Here is a 23419-nt window from a genome sequence, read left to right on the forward strand (position 1 = left end):
AGACAGCCATGAAACACGACCATTTTATTGTACAAAGCCCTGCGACACCTGCCCAACAGCTGCTGTTGCTGTTTCATGGCGTCGGCGATAACCCGGTTGCAATGGGGCAAATCGGCAGTCTGTTTGCGCCGCAGTTCCCGGATGCGCTGATCGTCAGCATCGGTGGCGCGGAACCTTGCGGTCCGCCGCCGGGCCGTCAGTGGTTTTCGGTTCAGGGGGTGACGGAGGAAAATCGCCAGTCGCGTATTGATGCCATTATGCCGACCTTTATTGAGACCGTTCGCTACTGGCAGAAACAGAGCGGCGTCGGTCCGCGGGCGACGGCGCTGATTGGTTTCTCGCAGGGGGCGATTATGTCTCTGGAGAGTATCAAAGCTGAGCCGGGGCTGGCATCGCGGGTGATCGCCTTTAACGGACGGTATGCGACGCTTCCGCAGTCGGCGACTACCGCGACAACCATCCATCTGATTCACGGCGGCGAGGATCGCGTTATCGACCTGGCGTGGGCGGTTTCGGCCCAGGAGGCGCTTCAGCAGGCGGGCGGCGACGTGACGCTGGATATTGTCGAGGATCTGGGGCACGCGATTGACGATCGCAGCATGCAGTTTGCCCTTGAGCGCCTGCGCTATACCGTGCCGAAGCACTATTTTGACGAAGCGTTGAGCGGCAGTACGCCGAAAGACGATGATATTATAGAACTACTCTGACAGTGCGCCCCGGTGCTGTCGTGGCATCGGGGCTCAGGCAGAGCCTTCCCTATTCCCCGGCGCTTCTTCTGCCATTGCGAAGACTTTTTGCCGAATACGAGACCAGCTTTTTAGCCATTATCAGAAGGCTCAGAAGAATCAGTATGCAGGCCAGAGGTCGGGTCAACAGCGGCGCAAGCGTACCTTCGCCCATCATCACGGTTTGCTGCATATACAGCTCAAGCTGTGGCCCCAGTACCAGGCCAATAATTAACGAAACGACAGAAAGGTTCAGTACCTTCATCCCGTAGCCAAGGAACATAAACAAAATGGCGATGACGATCGCGGTAAAACTGCTGTCCATGACGCAAATCCCGCTAAAGCACAGGAAAATGATCATCGGGAAGAGGAGTTTGCGCGGGGAAGAGAGCAGGCGAATAAAGAAAAATAACCCGATGTAACCCACAATCAAATTAAAGAGATTGCCTAGCATCATGGTGCTGTAAATGGCGTAAACGGTTTCAGTATGCTGTTCGAACATCAGCGGGCCGGGTGTGATGCCGTGCAGAATGAACGCACCAATCAACAGGGCTGAAATGAGGCTGCCGGGAATACCCAGGGTAAACAGCGGTATCAGGCTGGCGCAGATCACGGCGTTATTTGCGGCTTCCGGGGCTACCACGCCTTCGCTACGTCCTTTGCCAAAAGTATCCGGATCTTTGGCGCGTTTTTTTTCCACGCCGTAGCTTAGAAAGGCGGAAACGGTCCCTCCGATGCCCGGAACAATACCGACAATCACGCCAACCAGCGAACCGCGAATCAGCGCGGGCAGTAAGCGGAAAAACTCAACGAATCCCAACCGATCTGCCTGCATATCGCCAGGCGGTAAATTGTGGGGCTGAACCTGCGCTTTATGCCGATCGTACTCCGCCATTTGTCGGGATATCTCCGTCAGCGCCAGAATCCCGATAACGGCAGGGGCCAGCGGTATTCCGTTTTCCAACGGGTAGTAACCGAACGTCAGGCGAGGAAGAGAAGAGACAGGATCCAGTCCAATGGTGCTAAGCAACAGGCCGAAAGCTGTCGCCAGTATGCCTTTCCAGATATTGTCGGAATCAAGATCGGCTATCAGGATCAATGTGAAGATAATCAGTGCGCAGAGCTCCGCCGGCCCCAGTTGAATCGCCAGGCTGGCAAGGGGGAGCGCGATAAGAATAAGTATCAAGGTGGAAAAAAAATCGCCAAATGCCGAGGCAAATAAAGACAGCTTGAGCGCTTTTAATCCCTTGCCCTGACAATGCATGGGATAACCATCAAAGCAGGTAGCCGCCGCATCAGGCGAGCCGGGGACGTTTAAGATAATAGCGGAAACCGAGCCGCCAAAAGCCGCCCCTTTGTTGATACCAACAAGAAAACCCATTGCGCCCACCGCGGGCATATAGTAGGTCAGCGGTACGGCAATCGCGATAGCCATTACGGCATTCAGGCCTGGGATCGCACCAATGATATTTCCCAGCGCGACACCGGCGACAATATAAAGCAGATTATCGATAGATATACTGGTGAGGAGTGCGGAAACAACGAGTTCCATTTTTGATTTCCTGTGTTTTCCATGGACCACTATGGCAGCGCCATACCCAGCAGGCGCGTGCAGGCCAACCATAAAAGTGGCGGAGGTAACAGCGAAAGTAATAACAGAATGCTCCAGCGTCGTTGCCCCATTACCCATTGTAAAATAAACAATATTCCCATACCTGCGACGATAAAACCAAAGAAGTAGAGCGCCCATGCATAGAGGAGTATTGCGATCTGGATCGGTAATATATTTCGCCACGCGTGAGGGAACTGAAATATTTTGGTTTGCCGATGTCTGGCTTGAATAAATAACGCCAGCGAAGCGAACGCCATTACGCCGCTATAGATACAGGGGAGTCGCGAGGAGGGCATGCCATACGTGTTAGCGCCCGAATCCTCCTGGAAAATAAGCATTGACAGAATGAGCAGGGATACGACAAGGCACAGGAGATATGCAACAGTTTGAATGCGATCTTTCATGTTTTCCTCGCTCTCTGTTTATACGTATGGGAAATAATTTGTTATCCCGTCCCCCTTCTGTGCGCATAGCGTTTACTGCAATGTGTCGAATAAGGTCCGCATTTTAGATTGTTGCCCGACGATGAGGCTGGAGGCATCTTTCATCAGATGAACATCAATATTCATAAAAAGCTTATCTTCAATCAGAGATCGAATATGTTCGTCGCGCATGATGTCGGCAAATGCTGAGGAGAGATGTTCTGTAATAGCCTGCGGTACGCCAGCGGGAAGTACGACGATAAAAAAGGTATTAATGGCGATATCCCACCCTTGTTCTTTTAACGTCGGCACATCAGGGGCAATAGATTGACGTTGGTCGGTGAGCGAGGCCAGGACTTTCATTTTCCCTGAACTGACATATTGCGTATGCATTGTCGCGCTGTAAGCGAAATCAACGTGGCCGCCCAGCAGTTTTGGGATCATTTCGCCGCCGCCTCGGGTTGGCAGCGCGGCAATTTTGTTGCCAGTCTGACGGGCCAGCCAGTTAATAATGAGCTGATCTACCGGGCTTTGAGAGGCGAACAGTAGCGTTTTCTGTTCGTTACGAGCCGAGTCGAGCATCTGCGACAGCGAGTTCCATGGCGCATCGGCTCTGGCAATGAGCGCGTCCGGAGAGCGATAGAGTACGGCCAGGAGAGTAAAGTCTTCGGCCCGATAATGCGTGCTTATCAGCGGCTGATAACTTAGCGTCCAGGAAGGCACCAGGGCGAGGGTATACCCATCCGGCTGTGCATTTTTTAGCGCCATCATGGCTATAGCGCCTCCCGCGCCGGCGCGATTGCTGACCAACACGGGCTGGCCCAGAAGCGGGGAGAGCCGCTCGGCGAGGGCTCTGGCGACGATATCCATACCGCCACCCGCAGCGGCACCCACTTCAATTTTCACCGGTGCCGTGGGAAAGTGTTGGGCAGAGAGTATCCGCGGAGAAAAAACACACAGTCCGATAAGCAGCAGCAGGCATTTACTCATTTCCAGCCCCCTGTCCTGTAGTGATACGGAGACTGAAGTAGTCAAATGCCTCCAGCGCTGAGTTGGCATAGGTGAGTGAGAGTCCTCCGCTCATGCTGATACAAATACCGGCGACTTCGGCGATTTCTTGCCGGCTGGCGCCGCATTCTGCCAGCTTACGAGCGTGTCGAGCGATACAGGGATCGCAGTGGGTGGAAATGGCAATACCCAGCGCAATAAGCAGCCTGGATTGATGAGGAATCGCGCCTTCACCTTTGGCTGATTTCGCCATGTCCTGAAAAGGTTGCAGCACAGCAGGGAGCGCCTGTTCCAGCATCTCCGCACTATGCGCGACGCTGGCATCGAGTTGTTGATAATCCTTCATGATGTTTAAATATCCCGAGTATTTGCGGTATAGAATTGGGGCAAGAGATTGACGATATATCCCGTGGGGACCTGGCTAATATGGCATTATTTTTTATTGGCCGATGCGGGTGAGATCATTGTTTTAATATTCCACGGCGAATGCGGTGTGCTGAGGGCGTTTATATATATGTCGTGTGAATATATTTATTCTTATTTATATTAAATTATGGTTTTCCATAGGTAATTTAAGCGGGTACGCAGGGGGAAATAAAATATTGCCTGATAACGAATGAGCGTCGCGGTTTTTTCATTGACGATGGGGTTGGAAATGATTCTGGCGTGCCGGGCAATCGTCGGGAATGAACGTTGCGCAAGGCAGTCTAACGACGAAAGGTGAGATTTCTGAGCGCACCCTGCGGGTATATGATTTCGCGAAGTTGGTGACCCGACTAAGGCGCATCGCCGTAAGCTCGACAACTCCCCGGTAGCGTTGCGCTAACCGGGGAGCGGGAGCGAAATCTTACTTCTTCGGCTGGTCGTGCTTCGGCCAGTCGTCGTCATCGTCCCACTTATCGTTACAATCACGATGGGGCGGCAGTTCCGGCTTATTGGCGAGAAACTTTTTGTGGTCAACGCGATTAAGATCCTTAATGACGTTAATCATGACGCCCACCAAAAATACCAGCACCAGAATCCACCAGTGGTTGATTAGCCATTCCATGTGCGCTTCCTCTTTTCAGGTCGAGGTCGTCAGGCGACCAGTTGTTCCATGATGCGTTGATACATCCGCGCCAGCAGCTGCAGGTCGGCGGCGTTAACACATTCATTGATTTTGTGAATTGTCGCATTCACCGGTCCCAGCTCAACCACCTGCGCACCCATGCGAGCGATAAAGCGACCGTCAGAGGTGCCGCCGTTGGTTAGCAGCTGGGGTTTGATCTCATTATAGTGCTCAATGGCGTTCACCACCGCTTCGACCAGCTTGCCACGGCTGGTGAGGAACGGTTGGCCAGACAGCCACCAGTCAAGGGTATAGCGCAGCTGATATTTATCCAGCAGCTCGACGACGCGGGCTTTAATCATTTCGTCGGTCAGTTCAGTGCTAAAACGGAAGTTGAACTGAACATACATGTCGCCGGGGATCACGTTATTGCTCCCGGTACCCGCCTGCACGTTGGCTATCTGCATGCTGGTGGGGGGGAAGAATTCATTGCCTTTATCCCACTCGATTGCTACCAGCTCCGTCAGCATAGGGGCCGCGCGGTGCACCGGGTTATCGGCGAGATGCGGGTAAGCAACATGGCCCTGCACGCCGTGAATGGTCAGGTTGCAGGTGAGTGAGCCACGACGACCGTTTTTGACCACGTCACCGACGACTTCGGTGCTTGACGGTTCGCCGACCAGGCAGTAGTCCAGGCGCTCGTTGCGGGCCATCAGCGCTTCGACCACTTTCACCGTTCCGTTGTGCGCGCTGGCCTCTTCATCAGAGGTGATCAAAAAGGCCAGACGACCTTTATGATTCGGGTACTGGGCGACAAAGCGCTCGGCGGCAACCACCATCGCGGCCAGCGAGCCTTTCATATCTGCCGCGCCGCGGCCGAACAGCATGCCGTCGCGGATGGTGGGTTCGAAAGGCGGGTTAATCCAACGGTCAGCATCGCCGGCCGGAACAACGTCGGTATGGCCGGCAAAGGCCAGCGTTTCACCGCGCCCGCGCCAGGCCCAGAAATTTTGCGTATCGCCGAAATCCATCGGTTCCACGGTAAAGCCAATCGCACGCAGGCGTTCAATCATTAACGCCTGGCATCCCGCATCATCGGGGCTGAGGGAAGGGCGGCGAATAAGCTGCTGAGCCAGCTCAATGACCGGGCAAGACATAGACTATACCTCGTTAACAAGCTTCTTATAAGTGAGTTCACTGAAACCCAGCAGCATAGGCTGCCCGGGCGCGCAGAGCAATGGGCGTTTGATAATTGCCGGCATTTCCAGCATCAGCGCGGCGGCGGCATCGGCGTTATTGATACCGGCACGCACGGTTTCATCCAGTTTCCGCCAGGTTGTCCCGCGCGTGTTGAGCAGTGCTTCCCAGCCCAGCTCAGCGATAAAGGTGTTTAATAACTCGCGATCCAGGCCATCGGCACGATAATCATGGAACTGATAGGCAATGTGATTAGCTTCCAGCCAGCGGCGGGCCTTTTTAATGGTGTCGCAGTTTTTGATTCCGTACATAGTGAGCATAATGAAACCTTTTCTTTTACGTTGATTTACGCGATTAACTCAGAAATATCCGAATACACAAGCCGGTATAAAATAATACGTGAACCGCGTGAATAAATATCCTTTTTTACCCTCTATGTATGCACTGGGCGAATATTAACCAGTCCGCTAACGATAACCTGGAAATCGTTCGCCGACGGAGGATAAAAGAGCAGGATATCGGCAGGGGAAATTATCTGAAAACAGGCTTAATGTTGCGAAATGTTGCTATGCATCACATTAAATTTCCACTCCCAGGCTCATAGTACCAGTAAATCAGAGAGATGATGGCGTAGAAGGGGTTACCAGCAATCGCAGCGATAACCTTAGTGCACTTCCTTTCCCAAACCGATTTGCATAGAATCACCCATAATAATAAGAGAGGCTATTATGATTGAACATGAACTAGGGAACTGGAAAGATTTTATTGAAGGTATGCTTCGTAAATAAAATCCTCAATGTGAGCAGGGTAATCGTACGGCTAAAATAATAGCCCGGCGGCTGTAAGCAGATAAAAAAGGCGACTATAACAGCCGCCTTTTTGTTATTTCCCGGGTAAGAAACGGGACCCTCAGGATCCTGCCGGGTTATTGCGGGCGCTCTTTTTGCGGAAAGCGTCGACGTACCAGTACGAAGAATAGCGGAACGAAGAAGATAGCCAGGACGGTGGCGGAAATCATCCCGCCCATGACCCCGGTACCCACGGCATGCTGGCTACCGGAACCGGCGCCGGTGCTGGTCGCCATCGGCAGGACCCCAAAAATAAAGGCCAGCGAGGTCATCAGGATCGGCCGCAGACGCTGGCGACAGGCCGATAGCGTGGCGGCGAGTAAATCTTCCCCTTTCTCGTTTAGCTCATTAGCAAACTCGACGATCAGAATGGCGTTTTTCGCCGACAGGCCGATGACCGTCAGCAGGCCAACCTGGAAGTACACGTCGTTTTCAAGACCGCGCATCCAGGTGGCCAGCAGCGCCCCGATAACCCCCAGCGGCACCACCAGCATGACCGAGAAGGGGATAGACCAGCTCTCGTACAGCGCAGCCAGGCACAAGAACACGACCAGCAGCGAAATGGCGTACAGCGCCGGTGCCTGCGCGCCGGACAGCCGTTCCTGATAGGACATGGCCGTCCAGTCGAGCCCAAAGCCGTTTGGCAGCTGTCTGGTCAGATCTTCCATGATAGCCATCGCGGTACCGGTACTGATGCCTGGAGCCGCTTCGCCGATGATTTCCACCGCCGAGTAGCCGTTATAGCGCTCCAGACGCGGGGAGCCGGTTTGCCAGCGCGAGGTGGCAAATGCCGAGAAGGGCACCATCGTGCCGCTGCTGTTGCGCACGTACCACAGATTAATATCGTCAGGCAGCATGCGGTAAGGGGCGGCGGACTGGACGTAGACTTTCTTCACGCGGCCACGATCCATAAAATCGTTCACGTAGCTTGAGCCCCAGGCGGTTTGCAACGTGTTGTTGATATCGTCAATAGCCACGCCCAGCGCCTGGGCTTTCCGCTGATCGATATCAATCTGCAGCTGTGGGCTATCGTCAAGGCCGTTATGGCGAACCCGGGTCAACCGCTCATCTTTCGCCGCCAGATCGAGCAGCGTATCGCGGGCTGCCATGAGCGCCGCGTGCCCGTTGCCGGCGTGGTCTTCAAGCTCCATATCAAAACCGGCGGAGCTGCCCAGTCCGCTGATTGCCGGCGGGTTAGTGGCGAACACCCGCGCCTCGTTAATGCTGTTAAAGGCTTTTGTCGCACGTTCAATGATCGCAAACGAGGTACCGGTTTTCGCATCGCGTTCATCCCAGTCCTTCAGGCGGATAAACATACGCGCGACGTTCTGACCGTTGCCTCCCGGGCCAGAGCCCACGGTAGCGAAAATCGAAGCAACGTTGGCCTGTTCATGATTAAAGAAATAGTCCTCAACTTTTTGCACGACTTTTAAGGTCTGCTGCTGCGTTGCGCCGCTCGGCAGCTGCACCGAGGTCAGGAACATGCCGCGGTCTTCCTGGGGCAGGAACGACGTCGGGAGGCGTAAGAACATAAAGACCATCCCCCCCAACAGCAGCGCGTAGATCGCTATCCAGCGCAGCGAGCGGTGAAGAATTTTGCCCACGGCGGTTTCGTAGCGGCTGGCGTTACGGTTGAACATACGGTTAAACCAGCCGAAGAAGCCTTTTTTACCGTGTTCTTCGCCTTTCTTCATGGGTTTCAGCAAGGTGGCGCACAGGGCCGGCGTGAGGATCATGGCCACGAGTACCGACAGCACCATCGCCGAGACGATGGTAATAGAAAACTGGCGGTAAATGGCGCCGGTTGTGCCGCCGAAGAAGGCCATCGGGATAAAGACCGCCGACAGTACCATCGCGATCCCGACCAGCGCCCCCTGAATCTGGCCCATGGATTTTCGCGTCGCTTCACGCGGCGAAAGGCCCTCTTCGCTCATGATGCGCTCAACGTTTTCGACGACCACGATAGCATCGTCCACCAGCAGACCTATCGCCAGCACCATCGCGAACATCGTCAGGGTGTTGATACTGTAGCCGCAGGCAAACAGGATGGCGAAAGTCCCCATCAGAACCACCGGTACGGCAATGGTTGGGATGAGCGTTGCGCGGATGTTTTGCAGGAACAGGTACATCACCAGGAACACCAGCACGATGGCTTCCAGCAACGTTTTCACCACGTCATGGATAGAGGCCTTCACGAAGGAGGTGGTTTCGTAGGCAATTTTATATTCAAGGCCGTGAGGGAAATACTGCGACAGCTCATCCAGACGATTGAGCACCAGCTCCGCGGTCTGCATTTCGTTTGCCCCGGAGGCCAGCTGCACGCCAAGGCCGGAGGCCGGGTTGCGGTTGTAGCGGCTGAGGTAATCGTAGCTTTCCGCGCCCAGTTCAACTTTCGCCACATCGCCGAGCGTCACCAGTGAGCCGTCCGGATTCACGCGCAGCGTAATATCGCGGAACTGCTGCGGCGTTTGCAGCAGCGACTGGGCGTTAATGGTGGCATTGAGCGACTGATTATCGACCGACGGTGTACCGCCAAGCTGGCCGACCGCGATCTGCGCATTCTGTGATTCGATGGCGTCGGTGACATCTTTCGCCGTCATCTGCACGCTGGTGAGTTTGGCCGGATCAAGCCAGATGCGCATTGAGTATTGCGAGCCGTAGGCCGTAATGTCGCCAACTCCGTTCACGCGGCTGAGCGGTTCCTGAATGTTACTGGCCACGTAGTCGGCAATATCCTGCTTATCCATACTGCCGTCAGTCGAGACGAACGCGATAGTCAGAATGTTGGTATCGCCGGTTTTACGTACCGTCACCCCCTGATTTTGCACATCCTGAGGCAGTTTTTTCATTGCCGATTGCAGCTGGTTTTGTACCTGCTGCATGGCTTCGTTGGGATTGGTTCCGGCGGTAAAGGTCAGCGTAATCGTCGCCTGACCCGAAGAGCTGCTCTGGGAAGACATATACATCAGGTTATCGAGGCCGGTCATATTCTGCTCGATAACCTGGGTGACGGTATTTTCCAGCGTTTGTGCGGAGGCACCTGGATAATTGGCGGTAATGCGCACGTTAGGCGGCGCAAGATCGGGATACTGCTCGACGGGAAGTGACAAGATTGCGAGCGTTCCGGTCAGGCATAGCAGGATCGCCAGAACCCACGCGAAAATGGGGCGATCGATAAAAAAATTCGCCATCAGAATTGAGACCTCATTGTGTACATTTTTGTTACCGCACAGTCCGTGACACTTTATAGGCAACTCCACGGGCAAACGTGGAGAAATTAAGGAGATAGTGTAATTTATCGTGTGGCTTTAGCGGACACCGTAAAGAACTCTCCGACTCTCTGCGCAAACCGCCGCTTACCCCGGCGTCCGTTTGTCATCGTTAAACTGCCTTCTGCTTGCTACGTTAAATAAAACGCAATTTCATTTAAGTCAAAGAATTTGATCCAAAACGGGTTATCTCCAGAAAAATACGCTTCCGGGCAAATGAACATTGTTCCTGCCCCGTTTTGTCGGGTAATAAATAGTCATGCGAATCGAGGGGTTATTTAGCGAAGACCGAAGGATACCATGAACCACTTTATTATCAGCGATAGTCGCAAATGCATCGGCTGCAAAGCCTGCGAAGTGGCCTGCGTGATGGCACACAACGACGAACAGCACGTCCTGACCCCGCAGCGCTTCTTACCGCGCATTACCGTGATGAAGCACGAGCAAAAACGTAACGCAATAACATGTCGGCATTGTGAAAGCGCCCCCTGTGCCCGCAGCTGCCCGAATGATGCCATTCGCCAGGTAAATGATAGCGTGCAGGTTGACGAGGAAAAGTGCATCGGCTGTAAATCCTGCATGGTGGCCTGTCCGTTTGGCGTCATGGAGATCGTGCTGTTACCGGCGGCGGCGGGGAAAGTGAAAGCCACCGCGCATAAATGCGATCTGTGCAGCGGCCGTGAAGGCGGGCCCTCCTGCGTGCAAAACTGCCCGGCGCAGGCGCTGCAGCTGGCGACGGAAGCGACCCTGTCCGCGATGGCCAGACAGCGACGCCTGCGTACGGCGCGGATGGATGCGCGGCCGTGGCATGCGCATCCCGGCGACATGGCATTACCGGCAGCTGACGCAAAAGCCCGCCAGATGGCGGCAACGCCGCCGCGCAGCGAGGCCGATAAACGGGCCGCGGCGATCCGCAAGAGGGATTTTGCCGAGATCGTTCTGCCCTTTAACGCCGGGCAGGCGCAGCAGGCCTCGGAGCGCTGCCTGCAGTGCGGCGAACACAGTATCTGTGAATGGACCTGCCCGCTGCATAACCATATTCCCCAGTGGATTGAGCGGGTACAAGCGGGGGATATCGACGCCGCCGTGGCGCTGTCCCATCAAACTAACTGCCTGCCGGAGATAACTGGCCGGGTTTGCCCGCAGGATCGCCTGTGTGAAGGGGCCTGTACGCTGCGCGATGAACAGGGCGCGGTGACGATTGGCAACATCGAGCGCTATATCTCCGACCAGGCGCTGGCACAGGGCTGGCGACCGGACCTCTCCCGGGTTATCGATAGCGGGAAAAAGGTGGCCATTATCGGTGCCGGGCCGGCGGGACTGGCCTGCGCTGACCTGCTGATCCGAAACGGCGTGCAGCCGGTGGTCTTTGACCGTCATCCGGAAATCGGCGGTTTGCTGACTTTTGGCATTCCGGCCTTCAAGCTGGAAAAGTCACTGCTGGCCCGGCGACGGGAGATTTTTACTGAGATGGGTATCCGCTTTGAACTGGAGTGTGAAGTGGGCAAGGACGTGGCGTTAACCACCTTGCTGGCAGAATACGATGCGGTATTTATTGGCGCCGGAACCTACCGTTCCATGAAAGCGGGACTGCCAAACGAAGAGGCCCCGGGGGTCTATGATGCGCTGCCGTTCCTGATTGCCAATACGAAACAAGTCATGGGGCTGAGCGAGAAACCCGAAGAGCCTTACGTCAATACCCGCGGGCTGAATGTCGTGGTGCTGGGGGGCGGCGACACGGCGATGGACTGCGTGCGCACCGCGCTGCGTCACGGGGCGAAAAAGGTCACCTGCGCCTATCGTCGCGATGAGGCCAATATGCCGGGGTCGAAAAAAGAGGTGAAACACGCGCGTGAAGAAGGGGCGGAGTTCGAATTCAACGTTCAGCCGGTGACGCTGGAGCTGGATAGCGACGGTCGGGTTAACGGCGTACGTTTTCTGCGCACACAGCTGGGTGAACCGGATGAGCAGGGGCGCCGCAGCCCGTCGCCGCTGCCGGGCAGCGAGTTCGTGATGCCGGCCGATGCGGTGATTATGGCCTTTGGTTTCCATCCCCACGGGATGCCGTGGCTGGAGTCCGTCGGCGTAGAGCTTGATAACCGGGGGCGGATTAAGGCCAGTGTCGAGAGCCGCTACCGCTATCAGACCACGCACGACAAAATTTTTGCCGGCGGAGATGCCGTCCGCGGCGCCGATCTGGTGGTGACGGCGATGGCCGAAGGTCGCCATGCGGCGCAGGGGATCATGGATTATCTCGGCGTAAAATCGGCCCTGCTTCACTAACGACAAACCCGGCCTCGCAGCGTAGTATGACAGCGTCATTCCACGCTGCGGGGCCGTATGTCACTCAACATCAACGTTATCAAAGATAAACTCCTCTCTGAAAACTACTTTATTTTGCGCAATATGACCTACGAGCTGACGCGTAGCGACGGCAGCGTGGTCCGTCATAAGCGCGAGGTTTACGATCGCGGCAACGGCGCCACGGTGCTGTTGTATAACCGCCGTAAGCAAACCGTCGTATTGGTCCGCCAGTTTCGTGTTGCCACCTGGGTTAACGGTAACGAGGACGGGATGCTGATCGAAACCTGCGCCGGGCTGTTGGATAACGACGAGCCTGAAGCCTGCATCCGCAAAGAGGCCATCGAAGAGACCGGGTACGAAGTGGGCGATGCGCATAAGCTGTTCGAGCTGTATATGTCTCCCGGCGGGGTGACCGAAATTGTCCACTTCTTTATCGCCGAGTACAGCGACGCGCAGCGCAAAACGCGCGGCGGCGGCGTTGAAGATGAAGATATCGATGTGCTGGAGCTGCCTTTCAGCCAGGCATTGCAGATGGTTGCCAGCGGCGAGATACGCGATGGGAAGGCGGTGATCCTGCTGCAATATTTGCAAACATCGGGACTGATGGCGGGGTTATCTGATAAATCTGATTGAGTAACATGTCGCCGCTGGTGAAGATGGCTGCTGTTTTGAGCGTTCTTCTCTGGGGTTGTGCCGCGCATGCTTTATCGGGTTCTTTTTTTTCTGTTTTTCGGTTTGATACCGACGTCATGGGCGTGGGCGGCGCCGGTACAACAGCTCTTCGACGACTGGCTGGTCACCTGCAATAATCAGAATTTCTGCGTCGCTCGCAACGTTGGTCTGCATCACGGACTGGTTATGACTCTCAGCCGTAGCGCCGGTGCCGTCACGGATGCCAGCCTGCGCATTGAGCTGGGCGGTATCGGTAACCCGGTTGCCGCCCTGGCGCCAATCGCTCCTCGCCTTTTGCTTGATGGTAAACCGCTGGCGTTGACCGATAAACACTGGCAGGTTGCGGATAAGCTGCTCAAAACCGGGGATAGCGTGACGATCGATGCTTTTCTCCAGCAGGTGCAGGAGGGGCAGGCGATCACCCTGGTTAACGGGCTGCAAAGCATTTCTCTGCAAGGACTGAAAGCCGCGTTGCTGTTTATCGATAGCCATCAAAAGCGTGTCGGCAGTGAAACCGCGTGGGTAGGGAAGGGCGAAGAGCCGCCGCTTAGCGTACCGCCGGCACCTGCGCTGCGGGCGGTTGGCAAAGTCGATCTCTCGCAATCACCGCTCAGTCGGGAGGAGCTCAATGACCTGATGGATTACGGCAACGAGCGGATGAACAATAGCGCCTGTTCGCTGGACCCTTTCCGCCGCGAGATTCGGGTTACCGCGTTGACGGATGAGAAGGTGTTACTGATGGTCAGCTGCGAAGCCGGGGCGTACAACACTATCTGGCTGGCCTGGCTGGTGTCGCGCCAGCAGCCGTATGTGGCCCGCCAGGTTCGTCTGACGCTGCCCTTCCAGCCGCCGGGCAATGCGGCGCGTGATATTGAGCTGATTAATGCCAGTATTGATGAGCGACGTCACGAGCTGGTGACTCTGGATAAAGGGCGCGGCCCCGGCGATTGCGGGGTTCAGACCCGCTGGCGCTATGATGGCCAGCGGTTTAGCCTGGTTCGCTATGCGCAGCAGCCGCAGTGTGATAACTGGCAGGGGCCAGATGCCTGGCCCACGCTATGGGTTACCCGTTACATATTTCATCCGCGAGACTGACGATATGCTCGACGGTGAAGCCAAAGAACGGGAAGAGCTTATCCGCCGGCGCCGATTCACCGTAGCTTCTCATTCCCACGATGGCGCCTTTCAGCCCGACATATTTATACCAGTAGTCGGCGATACCGGCCTCAACGGCAATTCTGGCGCTGACGTTAGCCGGAAGAACCGATTCCCGATATGCCGCATCTTGCGCATCGAAAACATCGGTTGAAGGCAGGGAGACTACCCGCACGTTAACACCTTTGGCGAGCAGCTTTTCCGCCGCCAGCACGGTTATCTCCACTTCGGAGCCGGTGGCTATCAGGATTAAATCTGGTTTGCCCCCCGCATCTTTCAGCACATAGCCGCCGCGGGCAATATCCTGTACCTGTTGCGGCGTCCGCGCCATTTGCGCCAGATTTTGCCGCGACAGTATCAGCGCGGTGGGGCCGGTTTGTCGTTCAATCGCCGCCTGCCACGCGACCGCCGTTTCGACCTGATCGCAGGGGCGCCAGGTGCTGAAGTTCGGCGTCAGTCGCAGACTGGCCAGCTGTTCGACCGCCTGATGAGTGGGGCCATCTTCCCCTAACCCAATCGAGTCATGGGTATAGACCATTATCTGTCTGGCTTTCATCAACGCCGCCATTCGCGCTGCGTTACGCGCATATTCGACAAACATCAGGAAGGTGGAGGTATAGGGGATAAAGCCGCCGTGGAGAGCAATGCCGTTGCCGATCGCCGTCATGCCGAACTCGCGTACGCCATAATGAATATAGTTACCCGCCATATCCTCTTTGATGGATGTTGACCCAGACCAGATGGTGAGGTTGCTCGGCGCCAGATCGGCCGACCCGCCCAGCAGTTCCGGCAGGAGCGGGCCATAGGCGTTCAGGGCATTTTGCGACGCTTTACGGCTGGCAATTTTCGCCGGCTCGGCCTGCAGTTGCGCGATATAATCGTGCGTCGCATCGCTCCAGTTCGCCGGCAGCGCGCCGTCCATTCTGCGTTTTAGCTCCGCCGCCAGTTCAGGATACTGCTGCTGATAAGCGGCGAACCGCTGATTCCACGTCTGTTCTGCCTGCTCGCCGCGCGGCCGGGCGTCCCATTGCTGATAAATCTCTTTGGGGATCTCAAACGGTGGATATTTCCAGCCCAGCTTCTCGCGGGTTAACGCCACCTCTTTTTCCCCCAGCGCTGCGCCGTGGGACTCTTCCGAACCGGCTTTATTCGGTGAGCCATAGCCGATCACGGTTCGGCAGATGATCAGCGAAGGTTTATCCGTGACGCTTTGCGCCTCGAGAATCGCCTGTTTCACTGCCTGCGGGTCGTGGCCGTCAATATCGCCAATCACGTGCCAGTGATAGGCCCGAAAGCGCGCGGCGGTATCGTCGGTGAACCAGCCGTCGGTTTTACCATCGATTGAGATGCCGTTATGGTCATAGAAGCCGATGAGCTTACCGAGACCCAGCGTCCCCGCCAGCGAACTGGCTTCGTGGGAGATCCCCTCCATCAGACAGCCATCGCCCATAAACACCCAGGTATAGTGATCGACAATGTCGTGGCCGGGACGGTTAAACTGCGCCGCCAGCGTGCGCTCGGCAATCGCCATGCCGACGGCGTTGGCCAGCCCCTGGCCAAGCGGGCCGGTGGTTGTCTCGACGCCGGGAGTATAGCCGTGTTCCGGGTGGCCGGGCGTTTTCGAATGGAGCTGGCGAAAGTTTTTCAATTCGGACAGCGGCAGATCGTAGCCGGTCAGATGCAGCAGGCTATACAACAGCATCGACGCATGACCGTTAGAGAGCACAAAGCGGTCACGATCATACCAGTGCGGATTCTCCGGATTGTGTTTAAGGAAATCATTCCACAGGACTTCGGCGATATCCGCCATCCCCATCGGGGCGCCGGGGTGGCCGGAGTTGGCTTTCTGTACGGCGTCCATGCTCAGGGCGCGAATGGCGTTGGCAAGTTCTCTTCGGGACATAATGGACTCCTGAAACAAGATGTTGCATGAGTTTTTGTTGATTGTTTGTCGAGGTGTTTATCGGGTGGATAACTAAAAAGCATAGCAGACGGGACTATCATTGCTTTCGAAATCAGGTTACATAAATGTTATAAATCGATAACAAATATACCATTGCGATGGCGAGAGTTTGGCGGCGTTCAAAGTTTGAAAAGCCGTCAGGCGAGATACTATGCGCCACCTTAGGGTGGGCACCAGGATAGTCATTACGCACACCCCCTACGACCGATACGTGAAAGGAACAATAAAATGGATGAGCAGTTGAAACAAAGCGCCCTCGATTTCCATGAGTTTCCCGTTCCCGGGAAAATTCAGGTTGTCCCTACCAAGCCTCTGGCCACCCAGCGCGATCTGGCGCTGGCCTACTCGCCAGGCGTGGCGGCACCTTGTCTGGAAATCGAGAAAGATCCGCTGGCCGCCTACAAATACACCGCCCGTGGCAACCTGGTGGCCGTTGTCTCCAACGGCACCGCGGTGCTGGGACTGGGGAATATTGGTGCGCTAGCCGGTAAGCCGGTGATGGAAGGCAAGGGCGTTTTGTTTAAAAAATTCGCCGGGATTGATGTGTTCGATATCGAAGTCGATGAGCTGAATCCGGATAAATTTATCGATGTCGTGGCGGCGCTGGAGCCCACCTTCGGCGGCATCAACCTCGAAGACATCAAAGCGCCAGAGTGTTTCTACATCGAGCAAAAGCTGCGCGAGCGCATGAACATTCCTGTGTTCCATGACGATCAGCACGGCACGGCCATTATCAGCACCGCGGCGATTATTAACGGCCTGCGGGTGGTTGAGAAGAATCTTTCCGACGTTCGGATGGTGGTATCCGGCGCGGGCGCGGCGGCGATTGCCTGCATGAATTTGCTGGTGGCGCTGGGGATGCAGAAACACAATATCGTGGTCTGCGACTCCAAAGGCGTTATCTATAAAGACCGTGAGCCCCATATGGCAGAGACCAAGGCGGCCTACGCGGTAGAAGATGACGGCAAACGCACTCTGGACGATGTGATTGACGGGGCGGATATTTTCCTCGGCTGTTCAGGCCCGAAAGTGCTGACGCCGGAGATGGTGAAAAAAATGGCCCGCGCGCCGCTGATCCTCGCTCTGGCTAACCCGGAACCGGAGATTCTGCCGCCGCTGGCGAAGCAGGTCCGCGAAGATGCCATCATCTGCACCGGGCGCTCTGACTACCCGAACCAGGTCAACAACGTGCTGTGCTTCCCGTTCATTTTCCGCGGGGCGCTGGACGTTGGCGCTACGGCGATTAACGAAGAGATGAAGCTGGCTGCGGTCCACGCGATAGCTGAACTGGCGCATGCCGAGCAAAGCGAAGTGGTCGCCTCTGCCTACGGCGATCAGGATCTGAGCTTTGGTCCGGAATATATCATTCCAAAACCGTTCGATCCGCGCCTGATCGTCAAGATCGCGCCGGCGGTCGCCAAAGCGGCGATGGACTCCGGCGTCGCCACGCGTCCGATTGCCGACTTCGACGCCTATATTGAGAAGCTCAGCGAGTTTGTCTACAAAACCAACCTGTTCATGAAGCCAATTTTCTCCCAGGCGCGTAAAGAGCCTAAGCGCGTGGTGCTGGCGGAAGGCGAAGAGACGCGCGTCCTGCACGCCACACAGGAGCTGGTATCGCTGGGGCTGGCAAAACCGATTTTAATCGGTCGTCCGAGCGTGATTGAAATGCGCATCCAGAAGCTGGGGCTGCAGATCAAAGCCGGCGTGGATTTTGAGATCGTCAATAACGAATCCGATCCGCGCTTTAAAGAGTACTGGGGCGAGTATTACCAGATCATGAAACGCCGCGGCGTGACTCAGGAGCAGGCGCAGCGGGCGGTGATTGCCAATACGACGGTCATTGGCGCAATCATGGTGCACCGTGGCGAGGCGGATGCCATGATCTGCGGCACCATCGGCGACTACCATGAGCATTATGGGGTCGTTCAGCCGCTGTTTGGCTACCGTGACGGCGTCAGCACCGCGGGGGCCATGAATGCGCTGCTGCTGCCAAGCGGAAACACCTTTATCGCCGACACCTACGTCAATAACGATCCTACGCCGGAGCAGCTGGCGGAAATTACGCTGATGGCGGCGGAAAGCGTCCGTCGTTTTGGTATTGAGCCGCGCGTGGCGCTGCTGTCGCACTCCAACTTCGGTTCCTCTGACTGCCCGTCTGCAAGCAAAATGCGCGAAGCGCTGGAGCGGGTGAAAGCGCTGGCGCCGGATCTGATGATCGATGGTGAAATGCACGGCGATGCTGCGCTGGTGGAAAGTATTCGCCATGAGCGGATGCCGGACAGTCCGCTGAAAGGTTCGGCTAACATTCTGGTGATGCCGAATATGGAAGCCGCGCGCATTAGCTATAACCTGCTGCGCGTCTCCAGTTCGGAAGGGGTGACCGTCGGACCGGTGCTGATGGGAGTGGCGAAGCCGGTGCATATTCTGACGCCTATCGCTTCCGTGCGTCGCATCGTCAATATGGTCGCGCTGGCGGTGGTCGAGGCTCAGACTCAGCCGCTGTAAGGGATTTGTCGGGTGGCGCTGCGCTAACCCGACCTACGGGATAGCGTAGGCCGGGCAAGCGGAGGCGCCGCCCGGCATTAAATCCATTCGCGAACCTGAATAAACTCACTCAGGGCAGCCTCAGGGCTGCCTTCTTCCGGCCGGTAGTCATACTCCCAGCGCACCAGCGGCGGCATCGACATCAGAATCGACTCCGTGCGCCCGCCGGTCTGCAGGCCAAACAGCGTCCCGCGATCCCACACCAGATTGAACTCCACGTAGCGGCCGCGACGATAGAGCTGAAACTGACGCTCCCGCTCGCCATATGGCGTGGCTTTGCGCCGCTCAACGATCGGCAGATACGCATCGGTGTAGCCATTGCCAACGGCCTGCATAAAGCTGAAGCAGTGGTCAAAGTCCGGGGTATTCAAATCGTCAAAGAACAGGCCGCCAATTCCGCGCTGCTCGTGACGATGCTTCAGATAGAAGTAGTCATCGCACCATTTTTTATAGCGCGGATAAACCTCTGCGCCGAAGGGCTGGCACAGATCGTGAGCCGTGCGATGCCAGTGAACCGCATCCTCCTCAAAGCCGTAGAAGGGCGTCAGGTCAAACCCGCCGCCGAACCACCACACCGGCTCTGCGCCGGGCTTCTCAGCAATGAAAAAACGCACGTTGGCATGGCTGGTCGGCACATAGGGATTCCACGGATGTACCACCAGAGAAACCCCCATCGCCTCAAAGCTGCGACCGGCCAGTTCCGGGCGATGCGCCGTTGCCGAAGCCGGCATGGCGTCGCCGTGAACGTGGGAGAAGTTTACGCCCGCCTGCTCAAACACGCCGCCATCGCGCAGAACCCGGCTGCGACCGCCGCCGCCGCCTTCGCGCTGCCAGCTGTCTTCGACAAATTCACCGCCGTCAATGGCGCTCAGTTTCTGGCAAATGGTCTCCTGGAGCTGGAGGAGATAGCGTTTTACCTGTTGCGCGTCGGGCTTCATTTACGTCTCTTCGAGTGGGCCTTCTGGTTATCGAACCAGTGGAAATAGCTGATGATGCCGGACGCGATCGCGCTGGCGATTTTTTGCCGGAACGCGGTGGTACCTAACAGTTTTTCTTCGCCCGGGTTGGTGATAAATGAGGTTTCAACCAGTACGGACGGGATTGACGGCGACTTCAATACCACGAAGGCGGCCTGTTCAGTGTTACGGCTATGCAGCTTATGCACCGGCTTAATATTTTTCAGGATATGCGAACCCAGCGTCAGGCTGTTTTTAATGGTATCGGTCTGCACCAGGTCAAACAGCACCTGCTGCAAAAGATGGTCCTTGGCCGTGGCTTTTTTACCGGCGACCTCATCGGCGCGGTTTTCGCGATCGGAGAGGTATTTCGCCATCGCGCTACTCGCACCGCGGTTGGAGAGGGCAAATACCGACGCGCCGGCCGCGCTGGGGTTGGTAAAGCCATCGGCGTGAATCGACATAAAAAGATCGGCGCCGTGCTGGTGGGCAATTTCCACGCGGTCGTACAGCGGGATAAAGGTATCGCCAGAACGCGTCAGGCGCGCGTCAATACCGTTATTGCGCAGAATGCTGCGTACGTTTTTGGCAATCGCCAGTACGACATGCTTCTCTTTTGAACCGTTGTGACCGATAGCGCCGGTATCAATACCGCCATGGCCCGGGTCGAGCATAACGATGCGCTTCGCGCCCGCCTTTTTCGCCGCGGGTTTACTGTGGCCGTTGGACGTCGTCAGCGGCTGTTCTTTTGCGATGACCTGCGATGAAACCCCGGAAAGGGTCATGGCAGCCAGTCCTGCTTTCAGCACCTGGCGGCGCGAAGCAAGTATTTTTAATGGTTTAAAAGTGCTCATTCGGCCTGAATTGCAAACAAGTGGTACCTGGTGTTATATCGTATCGCGTTTTCCGTTACGACCATTCAAAACAAGAATTGTTTTACTTTTCATTTCAATACATGACAGTGCGTATTATGTCATTTTTTCCACTTCATTTCGCCTGATATTGGCTATCCGCTGAAATCGCGCCATAATCGCTGTTTTTAAGCTTGAAAAATGGGGAATACCATGGAGATACGCGTTTTTCGCCAGCAAGATTTTGAAGAAGTGATTACGCTGTGGGAGCGCTGCGAGCTTCTGCGCCCGTGGAATGACCCGGAAATGGACATTGAGCGTAAAGTTAACCACGATGTCAGCCTGTTTCTCGTCGCGGAAGTGAATGGCGAGGTGGTTGGCACGGTGATGGGCGGCTATGACGGTCATCGCGGTTCCGCCTACTACCTGGGCGTGCATCCGGAATATCGCGGGCGTGGTATCGCCAATGCGCTGCTGAACCGGCTGGAAAAAAAGCTGATTGCTCGCGGCTGCCCGAAAATTAACATCATGGTTCGCGATGATAATGAGGTGGTGCAGGGGATGTATGAACGGCTTGGTTACGAATATGCCGATATCCTGAGTCTGGGTAAACGTTTGATTGAAGATGAAGAATACTGAGTTTATCCCTTCTGATTTCGATGCCCACGGCCGGCTCAGGCTACCGTTTCTGTTCTGGTGCGTACTGCTGCTGCAGGCGCGAACCTGGGTGCTGTTCATTATGGCGGGGGCCTCCCGCCAGCAGGGCGATGTGTTACTGAACCTGTTCTATCCCGATCACGATAATTTCTGGCTAGGATTATTGCCGGGTATCCCGGCGGTACTGGCGTTTATCGTCAGCGGGCAGCGGCAGCGTTTTCCCCGTCTCTGGCCGCTAATGCGCTGGCTGCTGGTGCTGTCGCAGACGCTGCTGCTGCTCTGGCAGCCGCTATTATGGCTGAGCGGCGAGTCACCTTCGATGCTGACTATCGGCCTGCTGATCGCCGATCTCTATGCCTTCTGGTGGCTGTTAGCCAGCCGTCGACTCAAAGCTTGTTTTCAGGAAGATCGGGTTTAACGGCACTTTTTGCCGATCCTGCACTCCAACAGGCGTCAAATAAACAAGAAAGGATCGAGTCATGAAATCGCTACGTTTGCTTCTCTGCGCGTTACCGCTGGCATTAACCGGTTGCTCCACTATGAGTGCAGTTAACTGGTCAGCGGCCTACCCATGGAACTGGTTTGGTTCCTCAATGGAAGTGACCGAGCAGGGCGTGGGTAAACTAACGGCCACAACGCCGCTTAATGAACAGGCCATCAGCGATGCGCTGGGCGGGAGCTATCGTCTGCGCAGCGGCATGAAAGCGGCCAACGGTAATATCGTGCGCTACTTTGAGGCGCTGAAAGATGACAAGGTCGCGATGACCATTAACGGCGACGGCGGCACCATCAACCGTATCGAAGTGCGGGATAGCGAGATTAAAACGGACCGCGGCGTTCAGGTCGGCACTCCGTTTAGCGAGCTGTACAGCAAAGCCTTTGGTCATTGTCAAAAAGGCGCAAATGATAATGGTGCCGTGGTGGAGTGCCAGGCGGACGGCAGTCAGCATATCAGCTACGCCTTTACCGGCCACTGGAATGGTCCGGAAGAGCTGATGCCTTCCGACGACACGCTGAAAAACTGGAAGGTCAGCAAAATTATCTGGCGCGGCTAATTTGATCTGAACGGACACGGCACAGGGAAAAAACGGGTACAATAGCGCGATAAAAGTGCCACAGTGTTGTGGTTGTATCATTTCAGGAGGAGCGATGTCTCAGGTTCAGAGCGGCATTTTGCCGGAACATTGCCGTGCGGCGATTTGGATTGAAGCCAATGTCAAAGGGGACGTCAACGCCCTGCGCGAAGCCAGCAAAGTCTTTATTGATAAATTAGCGACCTTTCAAACGCAATTTCCGGACGCACAGCTGGGCGCCGTGGTGGCTTTTGGCAATAACGTCTGGCGTGAGCTGAGCGGCGGTGTGGGCGCCGAAGAGCTTAAAGATTTCCCGGTATACGGCAAGGGCCTGGCGCCGTCTACCCAGTATGATGTCCTGATTCATATCCTCTCCGCGCGTCATGAGGTGAACTTCTCCGTTGCTCAGGCAGCCATGGCGGCCTTTGGCGATGTGATTGAGGTGAAAGAAGAGGTTCACGGTTTCCGCTGGATTGAAGAGCGTGACCTGAGCGGTTTCGTCGACGGCACGGAAAACCCGGCCGGTCTTGAGACCCGCCGTGAAGTGGCGATCATCAAAGATGGCGTGGATGCCGGCGGCAGCTATGTCTTCGTTCAGCGCTGGGAGCATAACCTCAAGCAGTTGAATCGCATGAGCGTTCCGGACCAGGAGATGATGATTGGCCGGACCAAAGAAGCCAATGAAGAGATTGATGGCGACGATCGTCCGGCAACCTCACACCTGAGTCGCGTCGACTTAAAAGAGGATGGCAAAGGGCTGAAGATTGTTCGTCAGAGCCTGCCTTACGGCACCGCCAGCGGCACTCATGGCCTCTATTTCTGTGCGTACTGCGCACGTATCCATAACATTGAACAGCAGTTGCTGAGCATGTTTGGCGATACCGACGGCAAACGTGATGCCATGCTGCGCTTTACCAAACCCGTGACCGGCGGCTACTACTTTGCTCCGTCACTGGATCGTCTCCAGGCGCTGTAATCTCCGGGTTGACACTGCCCCTCTTCCACTCGGGAGAGGGCAGATAACTTTCTCCCAGTCTGACGACCACGTTTGGCTTAACCCCTTGTTCTCCCTGACCTCCTGCTCCGCCCCATAGAGGGAAAATCACGCCGAA

General features: G+C 55.9%; 21 protein-coding genes. 10 read left to right on the forward strand and 11 right to left on the reverse strand.

The window, feature by feature from the left end; translation table 11 throughout:
* The first annotated feature begins 8 nt into the window (after positions 1 to 8).
* Complete coding sequence (gene ypfH / locus DSD31_RS06825; protein ID WP_004866158.1) at positions 9 to 707, forward strand: esterase; 699 nt, start codon at positions 9 to 11, stop codon at positions 705 to 707.
* Positions 708 to 756: 49 nt separating this feature from the next.
* Here ypfH and DSD31_RS06830 read toward each other — a convergent pair whose 3' ends face one another.
* The 7 genes from DSD31_RS06830 to DSD31_RS06860 form a co-directional block, all read right to left on the reverse strand.
* Positions 757 to 2277 carry a tripartite tricarboxylate transporter permease gene (locus DSD31_RS06830; RefSeq protein WP_113990920.1) on the reverse strand — a complete coding sequence of 507 codons (1521 nt, stop codon included), beginning with the start codon at positions 2275 to 2277 and terminating at the stop codon, positions 757 to 759.
* A 29-nt stretch (positions 2278 to 2306) separates the two neighbouring features.
* Positions 2307 to 2741, reverse strand: coding sequence for a tripartite tricarboxylate transporter TctB family protein (locus tag DSD31_RS06835; RefSeq protein WP_048024157.1), 435 nt, complete (start codon positions 2739 to 2741; stop codon positions 2307 to 2309).
* Between the two features lie 72 nt (positions 2742 to 2813).
* Positions 2814 to 3749, reverse strand: coding sequence for a tripartite tricarboxylate transporter substrate binding protein (locus DSD31_RS06840; RefSeq protein ID WP_004866150.1), 936 nt, complete (start codon positions 3747 to 3749; stop codon positions 2814 to 2816).
* Positions 3742 to 4113 carry a carboxymuconolactone decarboxylase family protein gene (locus DSD31_RS06845; RefSeq protein WP_004866148.1) on the reverse strand — a complete coding sequence of 124 codons (372 nt, stop codon included), beginning with the start codon at positions 4111 to 4113 and terminating at the stop codon, positions 3742 to 3744. The genes DSD31_RS06840 and DSD31_RS06845 overlap by 8 nt, the downstream gene beginning before the upstream one ends.
* Before the next feature lie 501 nt (positions 4114 to 4614).
* Positions 4615 to 4815 carry a YpfN family protein gene (locus DSD31_RS06850; protein WP_004866145.1) on the reverse strand — a complete coding sequence of 67 codons (201 nt, stop codon included), beginning with the start codon at positions 4813 to 4815 and terminating at the stop codon, positions 4615 to 4617.
* Positions 4816 to 4844: 29 nt separating this feature from the next.
* Entirely contained in the window at positions 4845 to 5972 is a 1128-nt protein-coding gene (dapE, locus tag DSD31_RS06855; protein WP_004866142.1) for a succinyl-diaminopimelate desuccinylase, read from the reverse strand.
* A 3-nt stretch (positions 5973 to 5975) separates the two neighbouring features.
* Positions 5976 to 6332: an ArsC family reductase gene (locus DSD31_RS06860; protein WP_015583730.1), complete on the reverse strand. Its 357-nt coding sequence runs from the start codon at positions 6330 to 6332 to the stop codon at positions 5976 to 5978.
* 408 nt (positions 6333 to 6740) lie between these two features.
* Between DSD31_RS06860 and ypfM the strand changes: the two genes are divergently transcribed.
* Complete coding sequence (ypfM, locus tag DSD31_RS06865) at positions 6741 to 6800, forward strand: protein YpfM (protein ID WP_100181659.1); 60 nt, start codon at positions 6741 to 6743, stop codon at positions 6798 to 6800.
* Between the two features lie 137 nt (positions 6801 to 6937).
* Here ypfM and acrD read toward each other — a convergent pair whose 3' ends face one another.
* Positions 6938 to 10051, reverse strand: a complete 3114-nt coding sequence (gene acrD, locus DSD31_RS06870; RefSeq protein WP_004866137.1) for a multidrug efflux RND transporter permease AcrD — start codon at positions 10049 to 10051, stop codon at positions 6938 to 6940.
* 378 nt (positions 10052 to 10429) lie between these two features.
* Between acrD and aegA the strand changes: the two genes are divergently transcribed.
* The 3 genes from aegA (at position 10430) to DSD31_RS06885 (ending at position 14200) form a co-directional block, all read left to right on the forward strand.
* Positions 10430 to 12412, forward strand: a complete 1983-nt coding sequence (gene aegA / locus DSD31_RS06875; protein ID WP_015583731.1) for a formate-dependent uric acid utilization protein AegA — start codon at positions 10430 to 10432, stop codon at positions 12410 to 12412.
* Between the two features lie 57 nt (positions 12413 to 12469).
* A complete protein-coding gene (nudK, locus tag DSD31_RS06880; protein ID WP_004866133.1) occupies positions 12470 to 13066 on the forward strand; it encodes a GDP-mannose pyrophosphatase NudK in 597 nt (198 codons plus the stop codon).
* A 66-nt stretch (positions 13067 to 13132) separates the two neighbouring features.
* Positions 13133 to 14200, forward strand: coding sequence for a DUF1176 domain-containing protein (locus DSD31_RS06885; protein ID WP_015583732.1), 1068 nt, complete (start codon positions 13133 to 13135; stop codon positions 14198 to 14200).
* On the opposite strand, the gene tkt is transcribed toward DSD31_RS06885, so the two are convergent.
* Positions 14169 to 16163, reverse strand: a complete 1995-nt coding sequence (gene tkt / locus DSD31_RS06890; protein WP_113990921.1) for a transketolase — start codon at positions 16161 to 16163, stop codon at positions 14169 to 14171. The two genes, DSD31_RS06885 and tkt, sit on opposite strands and share 32 nt — an antisense overlap.
* A gap of 288 nt (positions 16164 to 16451) precedes the next feature.
* Here tkt and maeB point away from each other — a divergent pair, with 288 nt between their 5' ends.
* Positions 16452 to 18731, forward strand: coding sequence for an NADP-dependent oxaloacetate-decarboxylating malate dehydrogenase (maeB, locus tag DSD31_RS06895; RefSeq protein ID WP_004866124.1), 2280 nt, complete (start codon positions 16452 to 16454; stop codon positions 18729 to 18731).
* A 77-nt stretch (positions 18732 to 18808) separates the two neighbouring features.
* Here the strand turns inward: maeB and hemF are convergent, their stop codons facing one another.
* Together hemF and amiA are read right to left on the reverse strand one after the other, a co-directional pair.
* Complete coding sequence (hemF, locus tag DSD31_RS06900) at positions 18809 to 19708, reverse strand: oxygen-dependent coproporphyrinogen oxidase (protein ID WP_015583733.1); 900 nt, start codon at positions 19706 to 19708, stop codon at positions 18809 to 18811.
* Positions 19705 to 20580, reverse strand: coding sequence for an N-acetylmuramoyl-L-alanine amidase AmiA (gene amiA, locus DSD31_RS06905; RefSeq protein WP_015583734.1), 876 nt, complete (start codon positions 20578 to 20580; stop codon positions 19705 to 19707). The genes hemF and amiA overlap by 4 nt, the downstream gene beginning before the upstream one ends.
* A gap of 210 nt (positions 20581 to 20790) precedes the next feature.
* Here amiA and DSD31_RS06910 point away from each other — a divergent pair, with 210 nt between their 5' ends.
* From DSD31_RS06910 to DSD31_RS06925, 4 genes are all read left to right on the forward strand, one after another.
* Positions 20791 to 21216 carry a GNAT family acetyltransferase gene (locus DSD31_RS06910; RefSeq protein ID WP_004866116.1) on the forward strand — a complete coding sequence of 142 codons (426 nt, stop codon included), beginning with the start codon at positions 20791 to 20793 and terminating at the stop codon, positions 21214 to 21216.
* Positions 21203 to 21652, forward strand: coding sequence for a DUF2919 domain-containing protein (locus tag DSD31_RS06915; protein WP_004866113.1), 450 nt, complete (start codon positions 21203 to 21205; stop codon positions 21650 to 21652). Before DSD31_RS06910 ends, DSD31_RS06915 begins: the two co-directional genes overlap by 14 nt.
* Positions 21653 to 21713: 61 nt before the next feature.
* The gene (locus DSD31_RS06920; protein ID WP_004866110.1) at positions 21714 to 22289 is read left to right on the forward strand and encodes an RpoE-regulated lipoprotein; all 576 of its coding nucleotides are present in this window, start codon (positions 21714 to 21716) and stop codon (positions 22287 to 22289) included.
* A gap of 94 nt (positions 22290 to 22383) precedes the next feature.
* Positions 22384 to 23283 (forward strand): Dyp-type peroxidase, encoded by a 900-nt coding sequence (locus tag DSD31_RS06925; protein ID WP_004866106.1) that lies wholly within the window; start codon positions 22384 to 22386, stop codon positions 23281 to 23283.
* Positions 23284 to 23419: the final 136 nt, after the last annotated feature.

Source organism: Klebsiella sp. X13 (genome assembly GCF_003323835.1).
Lineage (GTDB): Bacteria > Pseudomonadota > Gammaproteobacteria > Enterobacterales > Enterobacteriaceae > Klebsiella > Klebsiella ornithinolytica.